The organism is Psychrobacter cibarius, from assembly GCF_904845955.1.
In the GTDB taxonomy this organism is placed as follows: domain Bacteria; phylum Pseudomonadota; class Gammaproteobacteria; order Pseudomonadales; family Moraxellaceae; genus Psychrobacter; species Psychrobacter cibarius_B.
Genome location: NZ_CAJGYX010000001.1, coordinates 813,664 through 831,440, shown reverse-complemented (window position 1 = coordinate 831,440; position 17,777 = coordinate 813,664). Strand labels below are relative to the sequence as shown.

Below are 17,777 nucleotides of genomic sequence, written 5' to 3'. Positions count from 1 at the left end.
AGCAAGTATGAGTGATCAAAACGCTTAATTGGTGATAAGTAGATAGCACTGCTACTTGAGTAATACATGGTCAATATCATTTAGCGCTGTCTTTTGATAATACAGATTTAGCCCTTGAACAATCCATCTGTCGCCCTGATTTACTTACTAACTCATTCATAAAGCTATCAATTATAAAGATAGGTATAACCGTAGGAAGTCGTTATGTTAAGTCGTCATCTTGAAGTTTCTTTGCGTTTAGCAATGACACTTGCGCGCCAAAAATCGCATGAGTACCTCACTGTTGAGCATCTATTATTAGCGTTATTAGAGAATACTCACGCTGCCAATACATTAACTGCCTGTAATGCCAATGTTTCAACACTGCGTACCGAGTTAGAAGCTTATATCAATAAGCACACGCCAACGGTAGACGCAGACACCGAGCAGTCACCGCAGCCAACCCAAAGCTTTGATCGTATTCTGCAGCGTGCTATTTTCCATGTACAATCTATTGGTGGTGGTCGCCTTGTTGAAGGCTCAGACATTTTAGTATCTATGTTTTCAGAGCACGATACTTATGCGGTTTATTTGCTCAAAAAACAGGGTATTAGTCGTCTTGAGTTAACCCAATACTTATCACATGGTCAAGATAAAGACGAGCCATCCGAGCCACGTGCTTCTATGACGGGTGAACGCCGTAGTGCCTCAGAAAAAACCAGTAAAGATCCCTTGGTTGAGTTTGCGACCAACCTAAACCAGCGTGCGGCTGAAGGTAAGACCGATCCGTTAATTGGACGTGGCCCCGAAATTGAGCGAGCCGCGCAAGTACTGTGTCGTCGCCGTAAAAATAACCCGTTATTGGTTGGTGAGCCTGGCGTCGGTAAGACCTCTATCGCTGAAGGTTTGGCGTGGTTGATTATTAATGATAAAGCACCGAAACCATTGAATGGCTGCGTGATTTATAGCCTTGATATCGGCTCATTAATCGCTGGTACTAAATACCGTGGTGATTTCGAAAAACGCATGAAGTCACTGCTTGATGCGCTAAAGAAAAAGCCCAATGCAATCTTGTTTATTGATGAGATTCATATGATTATTGGCGCAGGGTCGTCAATGAGCAGCAATATGGATGTATCAAACTTGATTAAGCCAGCACTTGCTAATGGTGAGCTGCGCTGTATCGGCTCAACTACCTTTACCGAATACCGTCAAGTATTTGAAAAAGACCATGCACTGTCACGTCGTTTCCAGAAGATTGATGTCAAAGAGCCGAGTGTCGACGATACAATTGATATTTTACGCGGTCTGAGGCCTCGTTATGAGGAATTTCATAACGTCGAATATACCGATGAAGCGTTGGTCACCGCCGTTCAGTTATCTGCTAAGCATATTCACGAGCGTTTTTTACCAGATAAAGCGATTGATGTGATTGACGAAGCAGGTGCCTATAAGCGTTTAGGCGTGATTCCTGATGCTGATGATATTGATGCAGAAGAAAGCTTCATTGCGGATATAGAGCAAGATTTTGATGCTCAAATTGATGCTGATGTTGAGGGTCTCGATGGCGACACGTATAGCGATAGCGAAATGCAGGATGAAGCGGAAACTGCAAAAGCCAATGATCGTGCCAAATCGTTCAGTGAAACAAGAAGTGCCAAAGCTAAGAAAAACCCACCGATGAAAATCGATGTGGCAGATATTGAAGCGATTGTTGCCAAGCTTGCACGTATTCCCCCCAAGTCAGTATCGAGTGATGATAAGAGTATTCTTCAGCACTTAGATCGTGATCTTAAACACTTAGTGTTTGGTCAAGATGAGGCAATTGAAACATTAGCGGATGCGATTAAGCTATCGCGTGCTGGTCTTAAAGCACCAGATAAGCCAATTGGTTCCTTCATGTTTGCCGGTCCTACTGGGGTGGGTAAAACCGAAGTTTCACGTCAGTTAGCAAATTTGTTAGGCGTAGAACTGGTTCGTTTTGATATGTCGGAATATATGGAAGCTCATACTGCTTCACGTCTGATTGGTGCGCCTCCTGGCTATGTCGGTTATGATCAAGGTGGTTTGTTGACTGAAAAAATCAATCAACATCCACATTGTGTGTTATTGCTTGATGAGATTGAAAAAGCGCACCCTGATGTCTTCAACTTGTTACTGCAAGTCATGGATCATGGTACGTTGACTGATAACAATGGTCGTGTGGCTATCTTTAAGCAAGTCATTGTGATTATGACGACCAACGTCGGTGCTGATAGTATTAGCCGCTCTTCAATGGGCTTTACTCAGCAAGACCATAGCCGTGATAATACGGAGTCGCTCAAACGTGTCTTTACGCCAGAGTTCCGTAACCGTTTAGATGCCATCATTCAATTTAACCCATTAGATACCTCCGTGGTGGTATCTGTGGTTGATAAATTCTTGGTTGAGCTACAAGCCCAGCTTGATGATAAACAAGTCACCTTAGAGATTGATGACGAAGTACGCGATTACTTGGCTAACAAAGGCTATGATCGCCTAATGGGTGCACGCCCAATGCAGCGTCTGATTCAAGATGAGATCAAAAAGTCATTGGCAAGTATGATTTTGTTTGGTGATTTGGTCAATGGTGGGGTAGTACATCTTACCTTAGCGCCTGAAGCTAATGATGAACAAGATGGTGATTCTGTTAAGCTTGATAAGTACAGTGGTAAGACGGATTATAAGTCTACAGATAAAGGATCAGCAGATAGTCGTATTATCTTGACGGTCGTTGAGACTCATGAGCCACATCCAGACTCTGAGTCACTCGCCAGCTAAGTTTTTGCTACTAATGTAATAACAACGGTTACCATGTTACTGTGGTAGCCGTTTTTTTATTGCTATAATTCATAACAAAACCAACGTATGAAATCGCGAGCTCCCATTCATGTGCGGGATTGGTTTACGCATCATTACCCGATATTTATCTAATCGATAACAAATATAATAGGACATACTATGGAATTATTCGATGAACAAACGCCAAAAACGCCAGCGCAAAAACAAGCAATTTTAGACAATGTGCGCTTGCCAGAAGATTGGAAAACGGCATTAGCAGACGAGTTAACTTCTAACAATATGGACAACTTGCGTGCGTTTTTAAAAGAAGCCTATCAATCAGAAAGTAGTATCTATCCGCCAGCACCCTTAATATTTAACGCGTTAAACCTGACCCCTTTATCACAAGTTAAAGTCGTGATACTAGGTCAAGATCCATATCATGGACCAGGGCAGGCAATGGGCTTATCGTTTTCAGTGCCCAAAGCCATTCCAAAGCCACCCTCACTCAATAATTTGTTAAAAGAGATGGCGAGTGATATTGGTATCGCACCCTCAAAACATGGCGACCTGACTTACTGGGCACAGCAAGGAGTTTTGCTATTAAATAGCTCTCTGACCGTGCGAGAAAGTGAGCCAAATAGTCATCAAAATAAAGGCTGGGAGCAGTTTACCGATGCGGTGATTGATGTGGTTAATGAACAAACAGAACATACCGTATTCATATTGTGGGGCAGTAAAGCCCAGAAAAAAGGCAAATATATCAATACTGATAAGCATCTTATTCTGACCGCTGTACATCCATCACCACTTGCTGCCAATCGTGGTGGATTCTTTGGTTCCAAGCCGTTTTCTAAGACCAATGATTATCTAGTACAGTATGGGCAAACGCCTATCGATTGGCAATTACCGCAATAGTTGTCAAAATAAATGAAACATAAACAAAATATAAGCTTGAAGCCATATCCAACCGCAAATAGTCAGTTAGTTATTGAAGATATGCAAGCCAGCGCATTTTGGTCACTTCAAGATATGAGCTGGATGAACCTAGCTCTTAAACTTGCTAGACAAGGTGCTGAGCGTGGAGAAGTGCCGGTAGGAGCGATACTGGTACACGATCAGCAGATTATTGGTCAAGGATTCAATGAACCGATTGGGCGTCACGATGCGACCGCTCATGCCGAGATTGTTGCATTAAGAGAGGCGTGTGCGCGCTTAAAAAACTATCGTTTACCATTACAGACAACGTTATACGTTACCTTAGAGCCTTGTACGATGTGTATCGGAGCGCTCATTCATGCGCGGGTAGATAGATTGGTTTATGCAGCAAGCGAGCCACGAGCGGGTATGGTTGGTAGTCAGATAAATTTACCGATACAGCCTTTTTATAATCATGCTATCGAAGTACATAATGGCTTATGTCGTGAGCATAGCAGCCAGATGCTTAAGACCTTTTTCCGTGAACGACGAAAAGCGGCAAAAAAGAAAGACAATATAAGCAATTAACAAGATATCGGTCTTGCTGCTAGTGATGGGTAGGTTTCTTTGCTATAATATCGCCCTATTTGATGACGAAATGATGAATTAATTGTCAAGCGTTTGATAAATAAGTAAATATTGTTCTGCAGCTAGCATGCACTAAGTCGTATCAGTATCGTCTACTATTAAGTGAGTATTATGACCGTTTCTACAGCTGATAACGCTATACTTGATAACTTTAGTTCTGGCAGTAATGATAACCAAGCGCCAGTGTTGCGCTATCCAGTTATCTGCATTGATGGACCAAGTGGGGCAGGTAAAGGTACGGTGACGTGGCGTTTGGCCCAAGCATTGAATTATCAACTGCTAGATTCAGGTGCTCTGTATCGTATCGTTGGACTCAAAGCATTTGAAGCGGGATTAGTTGGGGCAGACGGAAGCCAAGCCATTGACGAGATGGCTGTATTAGTATTAACGCAGCGCCTAGAGATTGCTTTTGTACCTAACAATGTGTCAGGACGTGTTGATATCTTAGTGAATGATGAAGCGGTTGGTGAGCAAGTTCGTAATGAAACCGTAGGCGGCTATGCATCACAAATAGCAGTATTTCCAAAAGTTCGTCAAGCATTACTAAAGTTGCAACAAGATATGGCAACTCGTTCTGGATTGGTCGCTGATGGTCGCGATATGGGAACGGTGGTGTTCCCAGATGCGGATGTAAAAGTGTATTTGACTGCCAGTGCTGAAGCGCGTGCCGAGCGCCGCGTAACACAGTTAATAAATGCTGGTCAGACGGCAGATTTTGACGCGATTTTAGCGACGATTAAAGCTCGTGATGATCGTGATGAGAATCGGTCGACTGCACCATCAAAGCCTGCAGAAGATGCTCTACTACTAGATAGCTCTAACTTAGATGCTGATGCAGTTTATGCACAAGTGAAAAGACATTGTCAGGATAAAGGTATTTTCTTTAATAGTTAATAAAAACAAGTTAGTAAGTATGAAAAAGTTTCCTATACGCTTGATTTTAGTATAAAATCACAGTAGTAGACGCTAATAATATGTAGAGAGTGATAAAAATATTCTTTCTAAGTGATAGAAAAGTAAAAGTATAAGAAATTGCAACACAAGACAGTTGTTGCTAGTGAGTTTAATAAGTTATGTGCTTACTAACAACAAACGTTTTTATATATGATTGTATGGGATATAAAACCAGTATTCTCGTTTTATGCAATCATAAATTTGATCCGTACTGTGCTGGACAGGATACGGCTATACAAAGGTAGACATAATGGAATCATTTGCTGAACTATTTGAAGCGAGCATCGAAGAAACAGGTCTGGATATCGAGCGTGGCTCGGTTATCACTGGTACTGTTGTGGCCATTGATAACGACTGGATCACTGTTGATACTGGTCTGAAATCTGAAGGTATCGTCGCTCGTGAAGAGTTTTTAAGCGAAGAAGGCGAACTTGAAGTTGAAGTTGGCGATAGCGTTGATGTCGTGGTTGAAGCGGTTGATAACGGCATGGGTCAAACCTTGTTGTCACGTGAAAAAGCCAAACGTGTTGAAACTTGGAACTTCCTTGAAAAAATCGCTGATAATGATGAAATCGTAAAAGGTATCATCTCAAGCAAAGTTAAAGGCGGTTTCACTGTAGATATCGGTTCAGTACGTGCGTTCCTACCAGGTTCATTGGTAGATGTTCGTCCTATCCGTGACACCACGCATCTTGAAGGCAAAGAGCTAGAGTTCAAAGTCATCAAACTTGATCAAAAACGCAACAACGTTGTTGTTAGCCGTCGTGCAGTTATGGAAGCTGAAAATTCAGCTGAGCGCGAAGAGCTATTGAACAAGCTTGAAGAAGGCATCGAAATCGAAGGTATCGTTAAGAACCTTACTGATTACGGCGCATTCGTTGATCTAGGTGGTATCGATGGTCTATTGCACATCACTGACATGGCATGGCGCCGTATCAAGCATCCATCTGATGTTGTTGAAGTTGGTCAAGACCTAAAAGTTAAAGTATTGAAGTTTGACCGTGAGCGCAATCGCGTTAGCCTAGGTCTAAAACAACTTGGTACTGATCCTTGGGATAACGTTGGCGGCACTTACCCAGTAGGTAGTGTGGTTAAAGCACGCGTAACCAACTTAACTGATTATGGTTGTTTCGCTGAGATTTCTGAAGGTATTGAAGGTTTAGTACACGTGTCAGAAATGGATCATACCAACAAAAACATCCACCCATCAAAAGTTGTTCAAGTGGGCGATGAAGTTGAAGTAATGATTCTTGATATCGATGAAGAACGTCGTCGTATCAGCCTAGGTATCAAACAAACTCTAGCTAACCCATGGGATGAGTTTGATAAGAAACATGAGCGTGGTGATAAAATCACTGGTACGATCAAATCAATCACTGACTTCGGTATCTTTATCTGTCTAGACGGTGGTATTGATGGTCTTGTTCATCTATCTGATATTTCTTGGAACGAAACTGGCGAAGACGCTATCCGTAACTACAATAAAGGCGACACCGTTGAAGCAATGGTATTGTCAGTAGATGCAGAAGCAAACCGTATCAGCCTAGGCGTGAAGCAGTTAAGCTCCGATCCATTCAACGAATACCTAGTCAACAATGACCGCGGTGCTATCGTTAATGGTAAAGTAAAAGAAGTAGATGCTAAAGGCGCTACTATCGAGCTTGCTGACGAAGTTGAAGCGTATCTACGTGCCTCTGAAATTCAACGTGACCGTGTTGAAGATGCGACTAAGCATTTGAGCGTTGGTGATGACGTTGAAGCGAAAATCATCAGTGTTGATCGTAAAACTCGCAACATCAACTTGTCTATTAAAGCGAAAGACGAAGCTGAAGAGCGTCAAGCGATTAAAGAGCTAAGCAGCACTAGCACGACTAGTACTACTGCCAGTTCTGATGCACAGCCAAAAACAATTGGTGATTTGATCAAAGAGCAAATGCAGTAAGCTGCACGTTATTGATATAAGATTATAAAAGAAGCGACTATGGTCGCTTTTTTTTTGCTTAAATTTTAAGTGCACTATTAATCAATGAGGTTTTTTCTTAAACGGGCAAACTCTTATTTCCATTTACCGTAATATCCGCTATCATTTGCAACATTGAGTAACGAGATGTGAATTATTACTTATTTAAGACACTGAGATTATTTTAGTGGATGGCTATTTATCCTTATGATCTTGATGTATAGCTTGTCTTAAAAGTAACCAGCTATCGAAAATGATGGTTCAATTCACAGTCATCTTATCCATTAATCAACAAGGCAAGCGTAATAATGCAGCAAGCGATTAACAAGTCCGAATTTATTAGTAATTTAAGTGCGAACTGTGACAATATGACTGATACTGTAGTCGATGATGCAGTACGTGAAATATTAAACTTGATGACCGATACGTTAGCCAATGATGGACGCGTAGAAGTTCGTGGTTTTGGCAGTTTTTGTCTGCACCATCGTCGTGCCCGTATGGGTCGAAATCCTAAAACAGGAGAAAGCGTACCTGTACCTGCCAAAGCGATACCGCACTTTAAACCAGGTAAAGCATTACGTGAAGCAGTCAATGATACAGTAGCAAATAGCTAAGTGTGTTATAAAGTATTTATTGGGTAAAATTGCCAACAAGAGTGCTTGCCAGCCACTTTTGCTAGAACTTATCACTAGTGAGTTTATAAGCATATAAATGTATGGGTTGATGAAGGTTTTAGAGTGCTATTTTTAAAACACTAACGACATTCCAAATCGAGGTAGACGTCTCATGCGCTTTTTACTATTTGTATTGCTGTTTTTGAGCTTTGCTTATTCACTTGGTTTAGTGTTGGCAAACAATACCGAAGTTGGCGTAAATTTATTATTCTCTCAAGCACCGACGATGAATCTAGGATTGCTGCTGATTTTATGCCTTATGCTTGGTATTGTTATTGGCATCTTGTTGGCACTGCTTATCTTCCGTGTCTTACAGAATAAGTGGGAAATCTCGCGTTTGCAAAAAGCGAATGCGAACTTGCAAGCGCAACCGACACAAGCCAATGCCGTCATTGATCGCCAAGCAAGTGCGCCAACGGTGGAAGAAGCTGTTTATGGTTCGACAGCGACCAATGTGCAACTGCAAGACGCAGAAGTACTTACTGTAGATGAAGGCGCGGCACTTACCAAACAAAAGCGAGAATAAATTATATTTTGTACTGATCTATGAGCAGTCCATATATAGTGTTTTGATAATTCTGATATAGATATGGTAAAACCATGAATAATACAATGAATTCCCCAGTCATCGTTGCCTTAGATAATATGACGATGGAGGCATCGGTAGCATTAGCTGATCAGTTAGATCCAACATCATGCCGCTTAAAAGTGGGTAAAGAGCTATTTACTCGCTGTGGTCCTGAGATAGTTAAGGCGCTACATCAGCGTAATTTTGACGTATTTCTAGACTTGAAATTCCATGATATTCCTAATACTACCGCTCAAGCGGTACTAGCGGCAGCTGAGCTTGGCGTATGGATGGTGAATGTGCATGCCAGCGCGGGCTTAGAGGCGATGTCATTGGCTAAACAGCGCTTGTTAGACGGTAATTTTGATACCTTGCTGATAGCCGTCACCGTGCTGACCTCTATGGATAATCAAGCATTGATGCAAACAGGTATTACCGATGGTCTAGATGCGCAAGTGAGTCGATTGGCACAATTAACCAAGCAAGCGGGTCTGGATGGTGTGGTCTGTTCAGCGCAAGAAGCTAAAACGCTCAAGACACTATGTGGTCAAGATTTTAAATTGATTACCCCTGGTATTCGCTTGCTAGACGACAATGCAGATGATCAAAAACGTATTTGTACGCCGAAACAGGCGTTAGATGATGGTTCTGATTATTTGGTGATTGGTCGTTCAATTACTCAGGCAGCAGATCCTGCGGCTAAATTACAAAAGATACTCCGAGGTATTTAGATACTTATAAAATATTTGGATATTTACAAAGCGTTTAGCATTTTATAGTGTCAGCATGATAAAAAAGACAGCCTAATCCGCTGTCTTTTTTTAATTTTTGCGGGTATATCAAAAAGTGCTAAACTATTTACGTTTATTTAATGATATTAGAACTTATGAAATTACAGATTTTAAGTGACTTACATATTGACAGTTATGCGCGTCAGTCACATCCGCTAGGGCATATTCCCAAAACTGATGCAGACGTGGTATTAGTCGCGGGCGATACTGCTAACAGTGATAGTGGTATGCCATGGCTACAAGAGCAGGCAGCACGTTTGCAAGTGCCTGTGATTACGATAGCTGGTAATCATGAATACTTTAATGAAGATGTGCTACATTTTGATAAAAAGCTTGCGACTTGGGATAATTATAATGCCCAGTCGCAGCAAGGCGTCCGTTTTCTACAGTGTCAACATATTGATATTGGTGACATACGTATCCTAGGTTGTACTTTATGGACAGATTACCAATATCAGGCCAATGAAGATACTATAGCTGCTGCTATGCGCTTTATGCGTGACTATAAACAAATCTATGCTGGAGGCGAGCTTTTTTCACCTGAAGTATCGATGCAAATCCATGCTAAGCAGCGTCAATGGTTAAAGCAAGCATTGATCACCGCCAAAACACTTGGCAAAAAAACTGTTGTAATGAGTCATCATAGTATTAGCCCATTATCGGTGTCTGAGAAGTATGCGAATCTACCAAGTAACGCAGCTTTTGTCAGTGATTTATCTGGCTGGATGCATGAAGAGTGGGCACCAATACTATGGGTACATGGACATACACACGAAGCATTTGACTACCGTATTGGTAATACACGAGTCATTGTCAATCCACGTGCGTATCCAAATGAAGTGAGCAGCACTGCATTAGCGTTCGCGTGGGACAAAGTCATTGATATCGGCTAAGTAATTTTAATCATTCAAAAGTAAATATCTTTTTAGTTATTTGTCGCCTTGATCTGTCTTTTTAAAATAACGCTTATTTTAAAGTCTAACCGCCTAGACTCGTAAGCAATATTACAATCGAACTGATATTTTGTTCATTCATATCAAAAAATCTGCTACGCTTGCTACCATGAGCAAATATCTCAATAACACTCCCTCAAAACTGTCGGCTGAAAAACTTGCGAGTCATACTCCAAGTGCTCCGGCGCCTTCGCACTTGCCTGATAGTATGATTTCCTCAGTCAGCTTATTGCCTGAAGATAAACGGCTGATTTTATTTACCAGACATTCCTTACGTGAACGCTCTGATGGCAATGGTTTTGCCAGTTATCAATTACCCCTAACACCTAAAGGTCGAGTACTAGCGAAGTCTTGGGGGCGTTGGTTGGCAGGGCATTTACCGTACTCGCTTGATGTAGACAGTATCTCAAGTCCGATTGGACGCTGTATTGACACGGCGCAGCTGATGCAAGCAGGTGCGGGACTACAACGTGATATTACGCATCAGTCATTGTTGGTCGAGCCTGGTAGCCTAGTGACTGAGCCTGAAATAGCAAATCCAGTATTTAAAGAAATTGGCGTGCTCAACTTTATCAATCGATTTTTGCAAGGCAATCTTGAAGGTACCAAAAACGCTTACCAAGGCGGTCTCGATATTTTATCGCTGTTTTATCAATATCAGCCGCAGCAAGGGCATCTCATGCTTGCTGTTAGTCATGATACTTTGTTGTCTGCTTTTTTAGCAGTGATGTTTGATGTGGTCGAGATTGATTGGAATGATTGGCCAAAGATGATGGAAGGCGTGTTTTTGTGGTTTGATGATAAGCCGTTTGAACAAGCCAGTGCACACTTCGTTTGGCGCGGTGAAGTGTATGTGCGCCCGATTCATACTTTATTAGAAGACTACCGTGCTGCCGGCTTTCATCCTAATACATTGCTCTTACCACCAGAATTGAAATGGATCTAAATACTATTTAATCTAAATACTATTTAATCTAAATACTATTTAATCTAAATACTATTTAAAAGATTACTACTCATTTTTTGATCAGACATAAAAAAACCTTGCCCCAGTATTAGAACCAGTGACAAGGTTTTAGTCATCACGCTATAAAGGCGAGATGTGGTCTAAACGTTAACAATCTTAAGCTTGTAGGCCTTTGATAGTTTTGTTCAGGCGGCTCTTACGACGAGCAGCTTTATTCTTATGAATAATACCTTTGTCAGCCATACGATCAAGAACTGGTACCGCTTTTTTGTAAGCTTCGGTAGCCGCGTCATAATCTTTAGCTGCGATAGCCGCATCAACACGTTTTAAGTAAGTACGAACCATAGAGCGTTGTGACGCAGAGTTCTGACGACGTTTGGTGTTTTGACGGGCGCGTTTACGAGCTTGTGCAGTATTAGCCACGCGAATCTCCTTGATAAAGACAGATAAAAATATGAATGTGGATTACAATAAAAAAGGGTTTAACCATCATCGGTAACGAGCAGCCGTCTCGCCAAACATGATGTCGATGTCTAACATTAAAGTACCTATTTGTTATTAAAGGCACCTAAATTAGCAATAGAGCATCGCAAGCGCCAAAACTGTTTGGAATAATTAAACAGCGTTAACGTGTAAAGCCGGTTATCTTAGCAAATTATCGCCCTTAGAACAATATATTTGATGATTAATGCTTAAAGAAGTTGTGTGATCATATATACGACAGTTTTTTGTGTCTCCGCTCAACTGTTTCTTGAAATATTTATCAATATTGTTGCACTAAAAACCGCTTATGAGTGAATAAATCGCTTAGCCGATAAAATCTCTTACAATAAATTCTATAGAATACCCTCAGTTATGCGTTAATTTAGGTATGATACTAGGGCATGTCCTCAATTCAATCGATGGACATCTAAATGGGCTAAAAGTGGCTGAATCTTGCCAAACAATGTTAAAAAACAATGTCAAATAGCTGGTTAATATTCCGATAGTATTTAACATTCTGATAGTATTTAACATTCTGATAGTATCTGCGCTATTTTCCTCATTTGACTATGATTTATCTCATTTTTATCACCATTTTCAAAATGAGGGTAACCCCTAAGATGAAAAGCTTTGGTGATAGGCTTTAAAATCAGATTTTTCATTATCATCTATTTTCCAACACACTATAAATGGATAGGCTATGCAGCGAAAAGCAATTGTAATTGGCGCGACAGGATTGGTCGGACAGCATCTTGTCAAACAGCTTAGTGAGCTTTATGACACGTTAATTGTGATTGCAAGGCGTCCGCCACGCTATATCAATACCAGCATGCGTTTTTATCAGGTTAATGATTTTGATAATTTGGCTGAAATATTTGCCAGTGTTGGTGTTGATCGAAAGACGGACGCTTTTAGCTGTCTTGGTACGACTAAGAAGCAGGCTGGTAGCGATGAGGCCTTTCGAAAGGTTGATCATGATTATAATGTCAATTTTGCCAAACTGTGCCAAGAAAAAGGTGTTGAAAATTTCTTTTTGTTATCATCCATGAATGCTGATATTCATAGTCGGTTTTTATACAATCGCGTAAAAGCTGAAACTGAGCAGTCTATTATGGCGCTAGGTTTTACGCAGCTAGTCATTTTCCGTCCGTCCTTGTTACTTGGCAAGCATAAAGGTCGTCCGCTTGAAAGTATTGGTCAAAAAGCCTTTCAGCTGATATCGCCCTTAGTTTCGGAATCATTGTCACTGCATCCCATTTCCGCCAAACGCGTTGCCAGTGCCATGGCGATGAGTGCGCATGATGTTTATCAGCGTAATAAATACCGTAATGAACCAGCTATCCAAACCACTGATATCATCGAAAATAAGCAAATGCTAGCGATGACTAAAGTTAAAAAAGAGCCTAAGTATTAAGTTAAGGGAACGATTAAAATTAAGCCCCAGTCATAAATAACCAATCATACATAACAAGGAGCGTCACTATGTCAGACATGCCAGAATCAATAACAATGGATAAAGAGAACTTTGTGACCTGTGATTTATTGGATGCCAATCCTGAGTCGCAGGTATGTTTGCCTAATATCGAAGGTAAGTCTTTTCATAGCTTTGGAGGCAAAAAGAAATTCTGCGGTGAAATTGTGACGGTGAAATGCTTCGAAGACAATAGTCGCGTCAAATCATTGCTAAATAGCGATGGTAAAGACAAAGATGGTAACGGTAAGGTATTGGTCGTTGACGGCGGCGGTTCGATGCGTTGTGCGCTGCTAGGCGACATGATTGCGCAGTCAGCGATTGATAATGGCTGGGCGGGGGTTATCGTATACGGCTGCGTCCGTGACGTTGATGATATGGCAGCAATGGACATCGGTGTTATGGCGCTTGGTTGCATTCCGCGTAAATCGAATCGCCGCGATGAAGGTCAAACCGATATTGAAATTAGCTTTGGTGATTTAACACTAAATTCTGGTATGTTTGTCTATGCCGATAACAATGGCATTATCGCTAGCGACAAGCCATTAATTTAAAAATGGCTTGTCATTTAACACTAGCTTAATAAATAGCACTCTAAAACCTCAGCTTAGCCGTTGAGGTTTTTACATTTAATCATCCTGTCTTTATATACGAATATAATCTTGATCAGCTATTTGGCTATTGGTTTTTTAATAAAAATGCTAAGTGACAAACCGTTACGGCATAAATTTTGGTAATTGCTGAAATATTCGTATAATAGCTCTCTGACTCTTAACATTGATCCTACTCTTTATGCCTATCATTGCTTTGACTGACGCCTTTGAACCAATTAACCAGCAGTTGTTTCCTATCCAGAATGCCGAGCGGCGTTGGCTGGCACCTGTGCATGGTGCAGTCAGCAGCTTGTGGCTAGCAAGTCTTGTGCAAACACCGCTATGGAATGTTGCCGACCGATTAAAAGTTGTGGTGACGCGTGACCAAAACCAGCTCAATCAGATAGAGACGGAATTGGCATTTTGCGGCGTCGATGCTTACGTGTTCCCCGATTGGGAGACGTTGACCTATGATGAGCTGTCACCGCATCAAGACATTGTTAGTGAGCGTATCAATCTATTAACCGATATGCCAACGTCAGGCGTGCTGCTCATCTCGGTTCAGGCGTTGATGCATCGTGTCGCACCGCCAAGCTGGTTGATTGGGCAGCATTTTGATTTGAGCGTTGGTGATCGATTTGATATCAATACCCAGCGCGGATTGCTGGCAAAGGCAGGCTACCGCGCCGTTGAGAATGTATTTGAGCCGGGTGAATTCGCGGTACGTGGCAGCATCATTGATATCTTTGCCATGGGTCAGCCGTTTCCACTACGTTTAGATTTGTTTGATGATGAGATTGAGACCATTCGTTTTTTTAATCCGCAAACCCAGCGGACATTGACCGTTGATGACCTCAAAACCATGATGAGTGGCAACGATAGCAGTATGGGCAAAGAGTCACTATCACTGCTACACAAGCTGCCAGATATCTCAAAACCTATCGAACAATTCCAAATACTACCCGCCAAAGAGTTCCCGCTTGATGAAGGGCGTGAGACGTTTCGTACCAACTTCGCCACGATGTTCCCTAATGCGAGCAGCCGTAAGTTTGAGCTACATAAAGACGTAATGGCAGGTATCGCTAGTAGCGGACTTGAATATTGTCAGCCGCTATTTTTTGATTTAAAGGCGTGGACAGCAGAGAGTAGCTTGTTTGCTTACTTACCAAGCGATGCGCTGTTTATCACTGATGAACTGATTAATGAAAAACAGGTAGATTACTGGTCACAAATTCAGCGCCGTTATGAAGAGCGTCGTCATGATATCGATAAACCTATTGTCGCGCCTGAATGGTTATATTTGCTATCGAATACCTTAAATGGGCACCTTAATCATTATCCACGCGTGATTCTCAGTGCGCGCAATGAGCTGGCTAGCATGACGGATGTCGCTGCGATTGACAGCGATGACTCATTGTTACAAGTTGAACACCAATCAGATTTACAGCCACAATTGCCGCTGACGGCAAATAAGCAGCAAGGCTTGGTGACGCTCAGTGCGCAAGAGCCGCCACAATTGACCGTTAACCACCAAAAGGCTGAGCCTCTTACCCAGCTATTAGAATTTTTAGAGCTGCAAGCACAAACAGCGACGCCAGTATTGATCGTTGCTGAAACAGCGGGTCGTCGTGAGATTCTTATTGAGCTGTTCAAAGGCAAGATTGACATTAAGGCTTATGACAGCTTTGAGGCGTTTTTAGCAGCGGACAAAACCAACAGCGTTAAAGGTAATAAGCTGCCGCAGGTTGGTTTAACCGTTGCGCCCATTGAGCGCGGGGTTTATGTTCCTGAGCGTTTGGTGCTGATTAGTGAGACGCAGTTATTTGGTCGGCAAGTCCTGCAAACACGCCGTCGTCGTCAAAGTGGCGTGTCTGAAGAGTTTTTGGTTAAGAGTGTTACTGAAATAACCGAAGGTAGCCCAGTGGTGCATATCGAGCATGGTATTGGGCGTTACAATGGGCTGATTACGTTAGATGTGGGTGATGGCGAGCAAGAGTTTATTCACTTAAAATATGCCGATGATGCCAGTATTTATGTGCCCGTTGCTAATTTGCAAATGATTAACCGTTATAGTGGCGGTGATCCAGCGCTTGCGCCATTGCACAAAATCGGTAGCGGAAAATGGGATAAAGCCAAGCAAAAAGCGCTTGAGCAAATCCATGACGTAGCGGCTGAACTGCTTAATATGCAGGCGCGTCGTGAAGCTAAAGTCGGTATTCATTTTAAAATAGATGCGTCACAGTATGAGCTCTTTGCCAGTCAATTTGCCTTTGAAGAAACGCCGGATCAAGCCAATGCCATTCATGCGGTGATGGAAGACATGCGACAAAACCAACCAATGGATCGGCTCATCTGCGGTGATGTGGGTTTTGGTAAAACAGAAGTGGCTATGCGGGCAGCATTCATTGCCGTCAGCGCCGGTTATCAGGTAGCGGTGCTAGTGCCGACGACCTTGCTGGCCGGTCAGCATGAAGACAATTTCCGCGACCGTTTTGCTGATTGGCCAGTGCGTATCGAGACGCTATCGCGCTTTGGCGGCAAAAAGCATCAAGAAACGGTGTTGACAGATTTAGCAGCAGGTAAAGTCGATATCGTCATCGGTACCCATAAACTGTTACAACCTGATGTGAAGTTTTCTAATCTAGGTTTGATGATTGTCGACGAAGAACATCGCTTCGGGGTGCGCCATAAAGAGCGTATCAAGGCGATTCAGACTGATGTGGATAGTATGTCGATGACAGCAACCCCCATCCCTAGAACGCTCAATATGGCGCTCTCAGGTATGCGTGACATGTCAATTATCGCGACACCTCCAGCACGACGTTTGGCGATTAAAACCTTTGTCATGCAAAAAACGGATGCGTTAATGAAAGAGGCTATCTTGCGTGAGCTATTGCGCGGTGGGCAGGTTTATTTATTACATAATGATGTGGCGAGCATTGAGCGTATGGCAGAAACCATACGTGAATTGGTGCCTGAAGCGCGAGTAGGCGTGGCTCATGGGCAAATGCAAGAGCGCCAACTTGAGCAAGTGATGCAGCAGTTTTATCATAAAAAATTCAACGTCCTGATATGCTCTACCATTATCGAAACCGGTATTGATGTGCCCAATGCCAATACTATCATCATTGAGCGCGCCGATAAGTTTGGCTTGGCACAATTACATCAGCTGCGTGGTCGTGTCGGTCGTAGTCATCATCAAGCGTATTGTTATCTACTTGTGCCTTCTATCAAAGGTCTAAAAGGCGATGCTAAGCGCCGATTGCATGCGATTGAACGTGCCAATACCTTAGGTGCAGGTTTTATGCTGGCTAGCGAAGACTTAGAAATTCGCGGTGCTGGCGAAATACTTGGTAAGCAGCAAAGTGGTAATATGCAGGCGATTGGTTTTAGCTTATATATGGACATGCTGGAGCGAGCGACAAAAGCCATTAAAGCGGGTAAAGAGCCTGATTTAAGCACACCGTTGTCGCTGACTAGTGAGATTAATCTGCATAGCTCAGCATTGATACCAGAAGAATATCTACATGATGTCCATCAGCGTTTGTTATTTTATAAGCGTATCAGTAATGCCGATGATAAAGAGGCATTGATTGATATTCGTACCGAAATGATTGACCGTTTTGGTACATTACCAGAGCAAACTAAGCAGTTGTTCGCCATCCACGGACTGCGTATACAAGCTGAGCCGCTGAAGATTAATAAGATTGATGCCAATAGTAATAGCATGACATTAGAGTTTGCGCCTGATACCCCAGTCGATGCCTTGGCGATTATTAAGTTGATTCAATCAAATGGTCAGCGTTATCGTATGAACGGTGCTTCTGGTATTCGTTATCAAGATGCTGATAAACTGGCAACGCCGCAACAGCGCGTCACCGCGATTCAAGAGTTATTACGCTATTTTAGCGAGCATATGGTGGCAGAGTCAGCGTAGTTGTTTTGGCATTTCGGCATTCTGAGAGCTTAGCAATGATTTTCGGTAGATTCAATCAGCTCAATAAGTCAGCTAGCCAGTG

The 17,777-nt window shown here is 42.3% G+C and carries 14 protein-coding genes; 13 read left to right on the top strand and 1 reads right to left on the bottom strand.

From position 1 onward, the window contains the following. The first annotated feature begins 204 nt into the window (after positions 1 to 204). The 10 genes from clpA (at position 205) to JMV76_RS03260 (ending at position 11,190) form a co-directional block, all read left to right on the top strand. Entirely contained in the window at positions 205 to 2,778 is a 2,574-nt protein-coding gene (clpA, locus tag JMV76_RS03305) for an ATP-dependent Clp protease ATP-binding subunit ClpA (RefSeq protein ID WP_201501593.1), read from the top strand. Positions 2,779 to 2,958: 180 nt separating this feature from the next. Continuing rightward, positions 2,959 to 3,696 carry a uracil-DNA glycosylase gene (locus JMV76_RS03300; protein WP_193009480.1) on the top strand — a complete coding sequence of 246 codons (738 nt, stop codon included), beginning with the start codon at positions 2,959 to 2,961 and terminating at the stop codon, positions 3,694 to 3,696. Positions 3,697 to 3,708: 12 nt separating this feature from the next. Further along, entirely contained in the window at positions 3,709 to 4,284 is a 576-nt protein-coding gene (gene tadA / locus JMV76_RS03295; RefSeq protein WP_201501592.1) for a tRNA adenosine(34) deaminase TadA, read from the top strand. 171 nt (positions 4,285 to 4,455) lie between these two features. After that, positions 4,456 to 5,238: a (d)CMP kinase gene (gene cmk, locus JMV76_RS03290; RefSeq protein ID WP_201501591.1), complete on the top strand. Its 783-nt coding sequence runs from the start codon at positions 4,456 to 4,458 to the stop codon at positions 5,236 to 5,238. A 310-nt stretch (positions 5,239 to 5,548) separates the two neighbouring features. After that, positions 5,549 to 7,240: a 30S ribosomal protein S1 gene (gene rpsA, locus JMV76_RS03285; protein WP_201501590.1), complete on the top strand. Its 1,692-nt coding sequence runs from the start codon at positions 5,549 to 5,551 to the stop codon at positions 7,238 to 7,240. A 326-nt stretch (positions 7,241 to 7,566) separates the two neighbouring features. Continuing rightward, entirely contained in the window at positions 7,567 to 7,872 is a 306-nt protein-coding gene (locus JMV76_RS03280; RefSeq protein ID WP_045445047.1) for an integration host factor subunit beta, read from the top strand. Between the two features lie 172 nt (positions 7,873 to 8,044). Further along, entirely contained in the window at positions 8,045 to 8,458 is a 414-nt protein-coding gene (locus tag JMV76_RS03275) for a lipopolysaccharide assembly protein LapA domain-containing protein (RefSeq protein WP_201501589.1), read from the top strand. Between the two features lie 74 nt (positions 8,459 to 8,532). Next, positions 8,533 to 9,231, top strand: coding sequence for an orotidine-5'-phosphate decarboxylase (pyrF, locus tag JMV76_RS03270; protein ID WP_201501588.1), 699 nt, complete (start codon positions 8,533 to 8,535; stop codon positions 9,229 to 9,231). A gap of 155 nt (positions 9,232 to 9,386) precedes the next feature. Continuing rightward, complete coding sequence (locus JMV76_RS03265) at positions 9,387 to 10,184, top strand: metallophosphoesterase (RefSeq protein WP_227690046.1); 798 nt, start codon at positions 9,387 to 9,389, stop codon at positions 10,182 to 10,184. A gap of 169 nt (positions 10,185 to 10,353) precedes the next feature. Then, on the top strand, positions 10,354 to 11,190 hold the full coding sequence (locus tag JMV76_RS03260) for a histidine phosphatase family protein (RefSeq protein WP_201501586.1): 837 nt from the start codon (positions 10,354 to 10,356) through the stop codon (positions 11,188 to 11,190). 177 nt (positions 11,191 to 11,367) lie between these two features. Here JMV76_RS03260 and rpsT read toward each other — a convergent pair whose 3' ends face one another. Continuing rightward, positions 11,368 to 11,634: a 30S ribosomal protein S20 gene (gene rpsT / locus JMV76_RS03255; protein WP_010200097.1), complete on the bottom strand. Its 267-nt coding sequence runs from the start codon at positions 11,632 to 11,634 to the stop codon at positions 11,368 to 11,370. Between the two features lie 760 nt (positions 11,635 to 12,394). On the opposite strand from rpsT, the gene JMV76_RS03250 reads away from it, so the two are divergent. The 3 genes from JMV76_RS03250 to mfd all read left to right on the top strand — a co-directional run bounded on the left by JMV76_RS03250 (position 12,395) and on the right by mfd (position 17,695). Beyond that, a complete protein-coding gene (locus JMV76_RS03250) occupies positions 12,395 to 13,108 on the top strand; it encodes an NAD-dependent epimerase/dehydratase family protein (RefSeq protein WP_201501585.1) in 714 nt (237 codons plus the stop codon). Between the two features lie 77 nt (positions 13,109 to 13,185). Beyond that, entirely contained in the window at positions 13,186 to 13,719 is a 534-nt protein-coding gene (rraA, locus tag JMV76_RS03245; RefSeq protein ID WP_045445213.1) for a ribonuclease E activity regulator RraA, read from the top strand. Between the two features lie 238 nt (positions 13,720 to 13,957). Continuing rightward, entirely contained in the window at positions 13,958 to 17,695 is a 3,738-nt protein-coding gene (mfd, locus tag JMV76_RS03240; protein ID WP_201501584.1) for a transcription-repair coupling factor, read from the top strand. Positions 17,696 to 17,777: the final 82 nt, after the last annotated feature.

Bases quoted from the DNA above. Each gene is read 5' to 3' on its own strand.
- rpsA (WP_201501590.1), top strand. From the start codon at position 5,549: ATGGAATCATTTGCTGAACTATTTGAAGCGAGCATCGAAGAAACAGGT.
- JMV76_RS03275 (WP_201501589.1), top strand. From the start codon at position 8,045: ATGCGCTTTTTACTATTTGTATTGCTGTTTTTGAGCTTTGCTTATTCA.
- JMV76_RS03250 (WP_201501585.1), top strand. From the start codon at position 12,395: ATGCAGCGAAAAGCAATTGTAATTGGCGCGACAGGATTGGTCGGACAG.
- JMV76_RS03260 (WP_201501586.1), top strand. From the start codon at position 10,354: ATGAGCAAATATCTCAATAACACTCCCTCAAAACTGTCGGCTGAAAAA.
- mfd (WP_201501584.1), top strand. From the start codon at position 13,958: ATGCCTATCATTGCTTTGACTGACGCCTTTGAACCAATTAACCAGCAG.
- cmk (WP_201501591.1), top strand. From the start codon at position 4,456: ATGACCGTTTCTACAGCTGATAACGCTATACTTGATAACTTTAGTTCT.
- clpA (WP_201501593.1), top strand. From the start codon at position 205: ATGTTAAGTCGTCATCTTGAAGTTTCTTTGCGTTTAGCAATGACACTT.
- JMV76_RS03280 (WP_045445047.1), top strand. From the start codon at position 7,567: ATGCAGCAAGCGATTAACAAGTCCGAATTTATTAGTAATTTAAGTGCG.
- rraA (WP_045445213.1), top strand. From the start codon at position 13,186: ATGCCAGAATCAATAACAATGGATAAAGAGAACTTTGTGACCTGTGAT.
- tadA (WP_201501592.1), top strand. From the start codon at position 3,709: ATGAAACATAAACAAAATATAAGCTTGAAGCCATATCCAACCGCAAAT.
- JMV76_RS03265 (WP_227690046.1), top strand. From the start codon at position 9,387: ATGAAATTACAGATTTTAAGTGACTTACATATTGACAGTTATGCGCGT.
- JMV76_RS03300 (WP_193009480.1), top strand. From the start codon at position 2,959: ATGGAATTATTCGATGAACAAACGCCAAAAACGCCAGCGCAAAAACAA.
- pyrF (WP_201501588.1), top strand. From the start codon at position 8,533: ATGAATAATACAATGAATTCCCCAGTCATCGTTGCCTTAGATAATATG.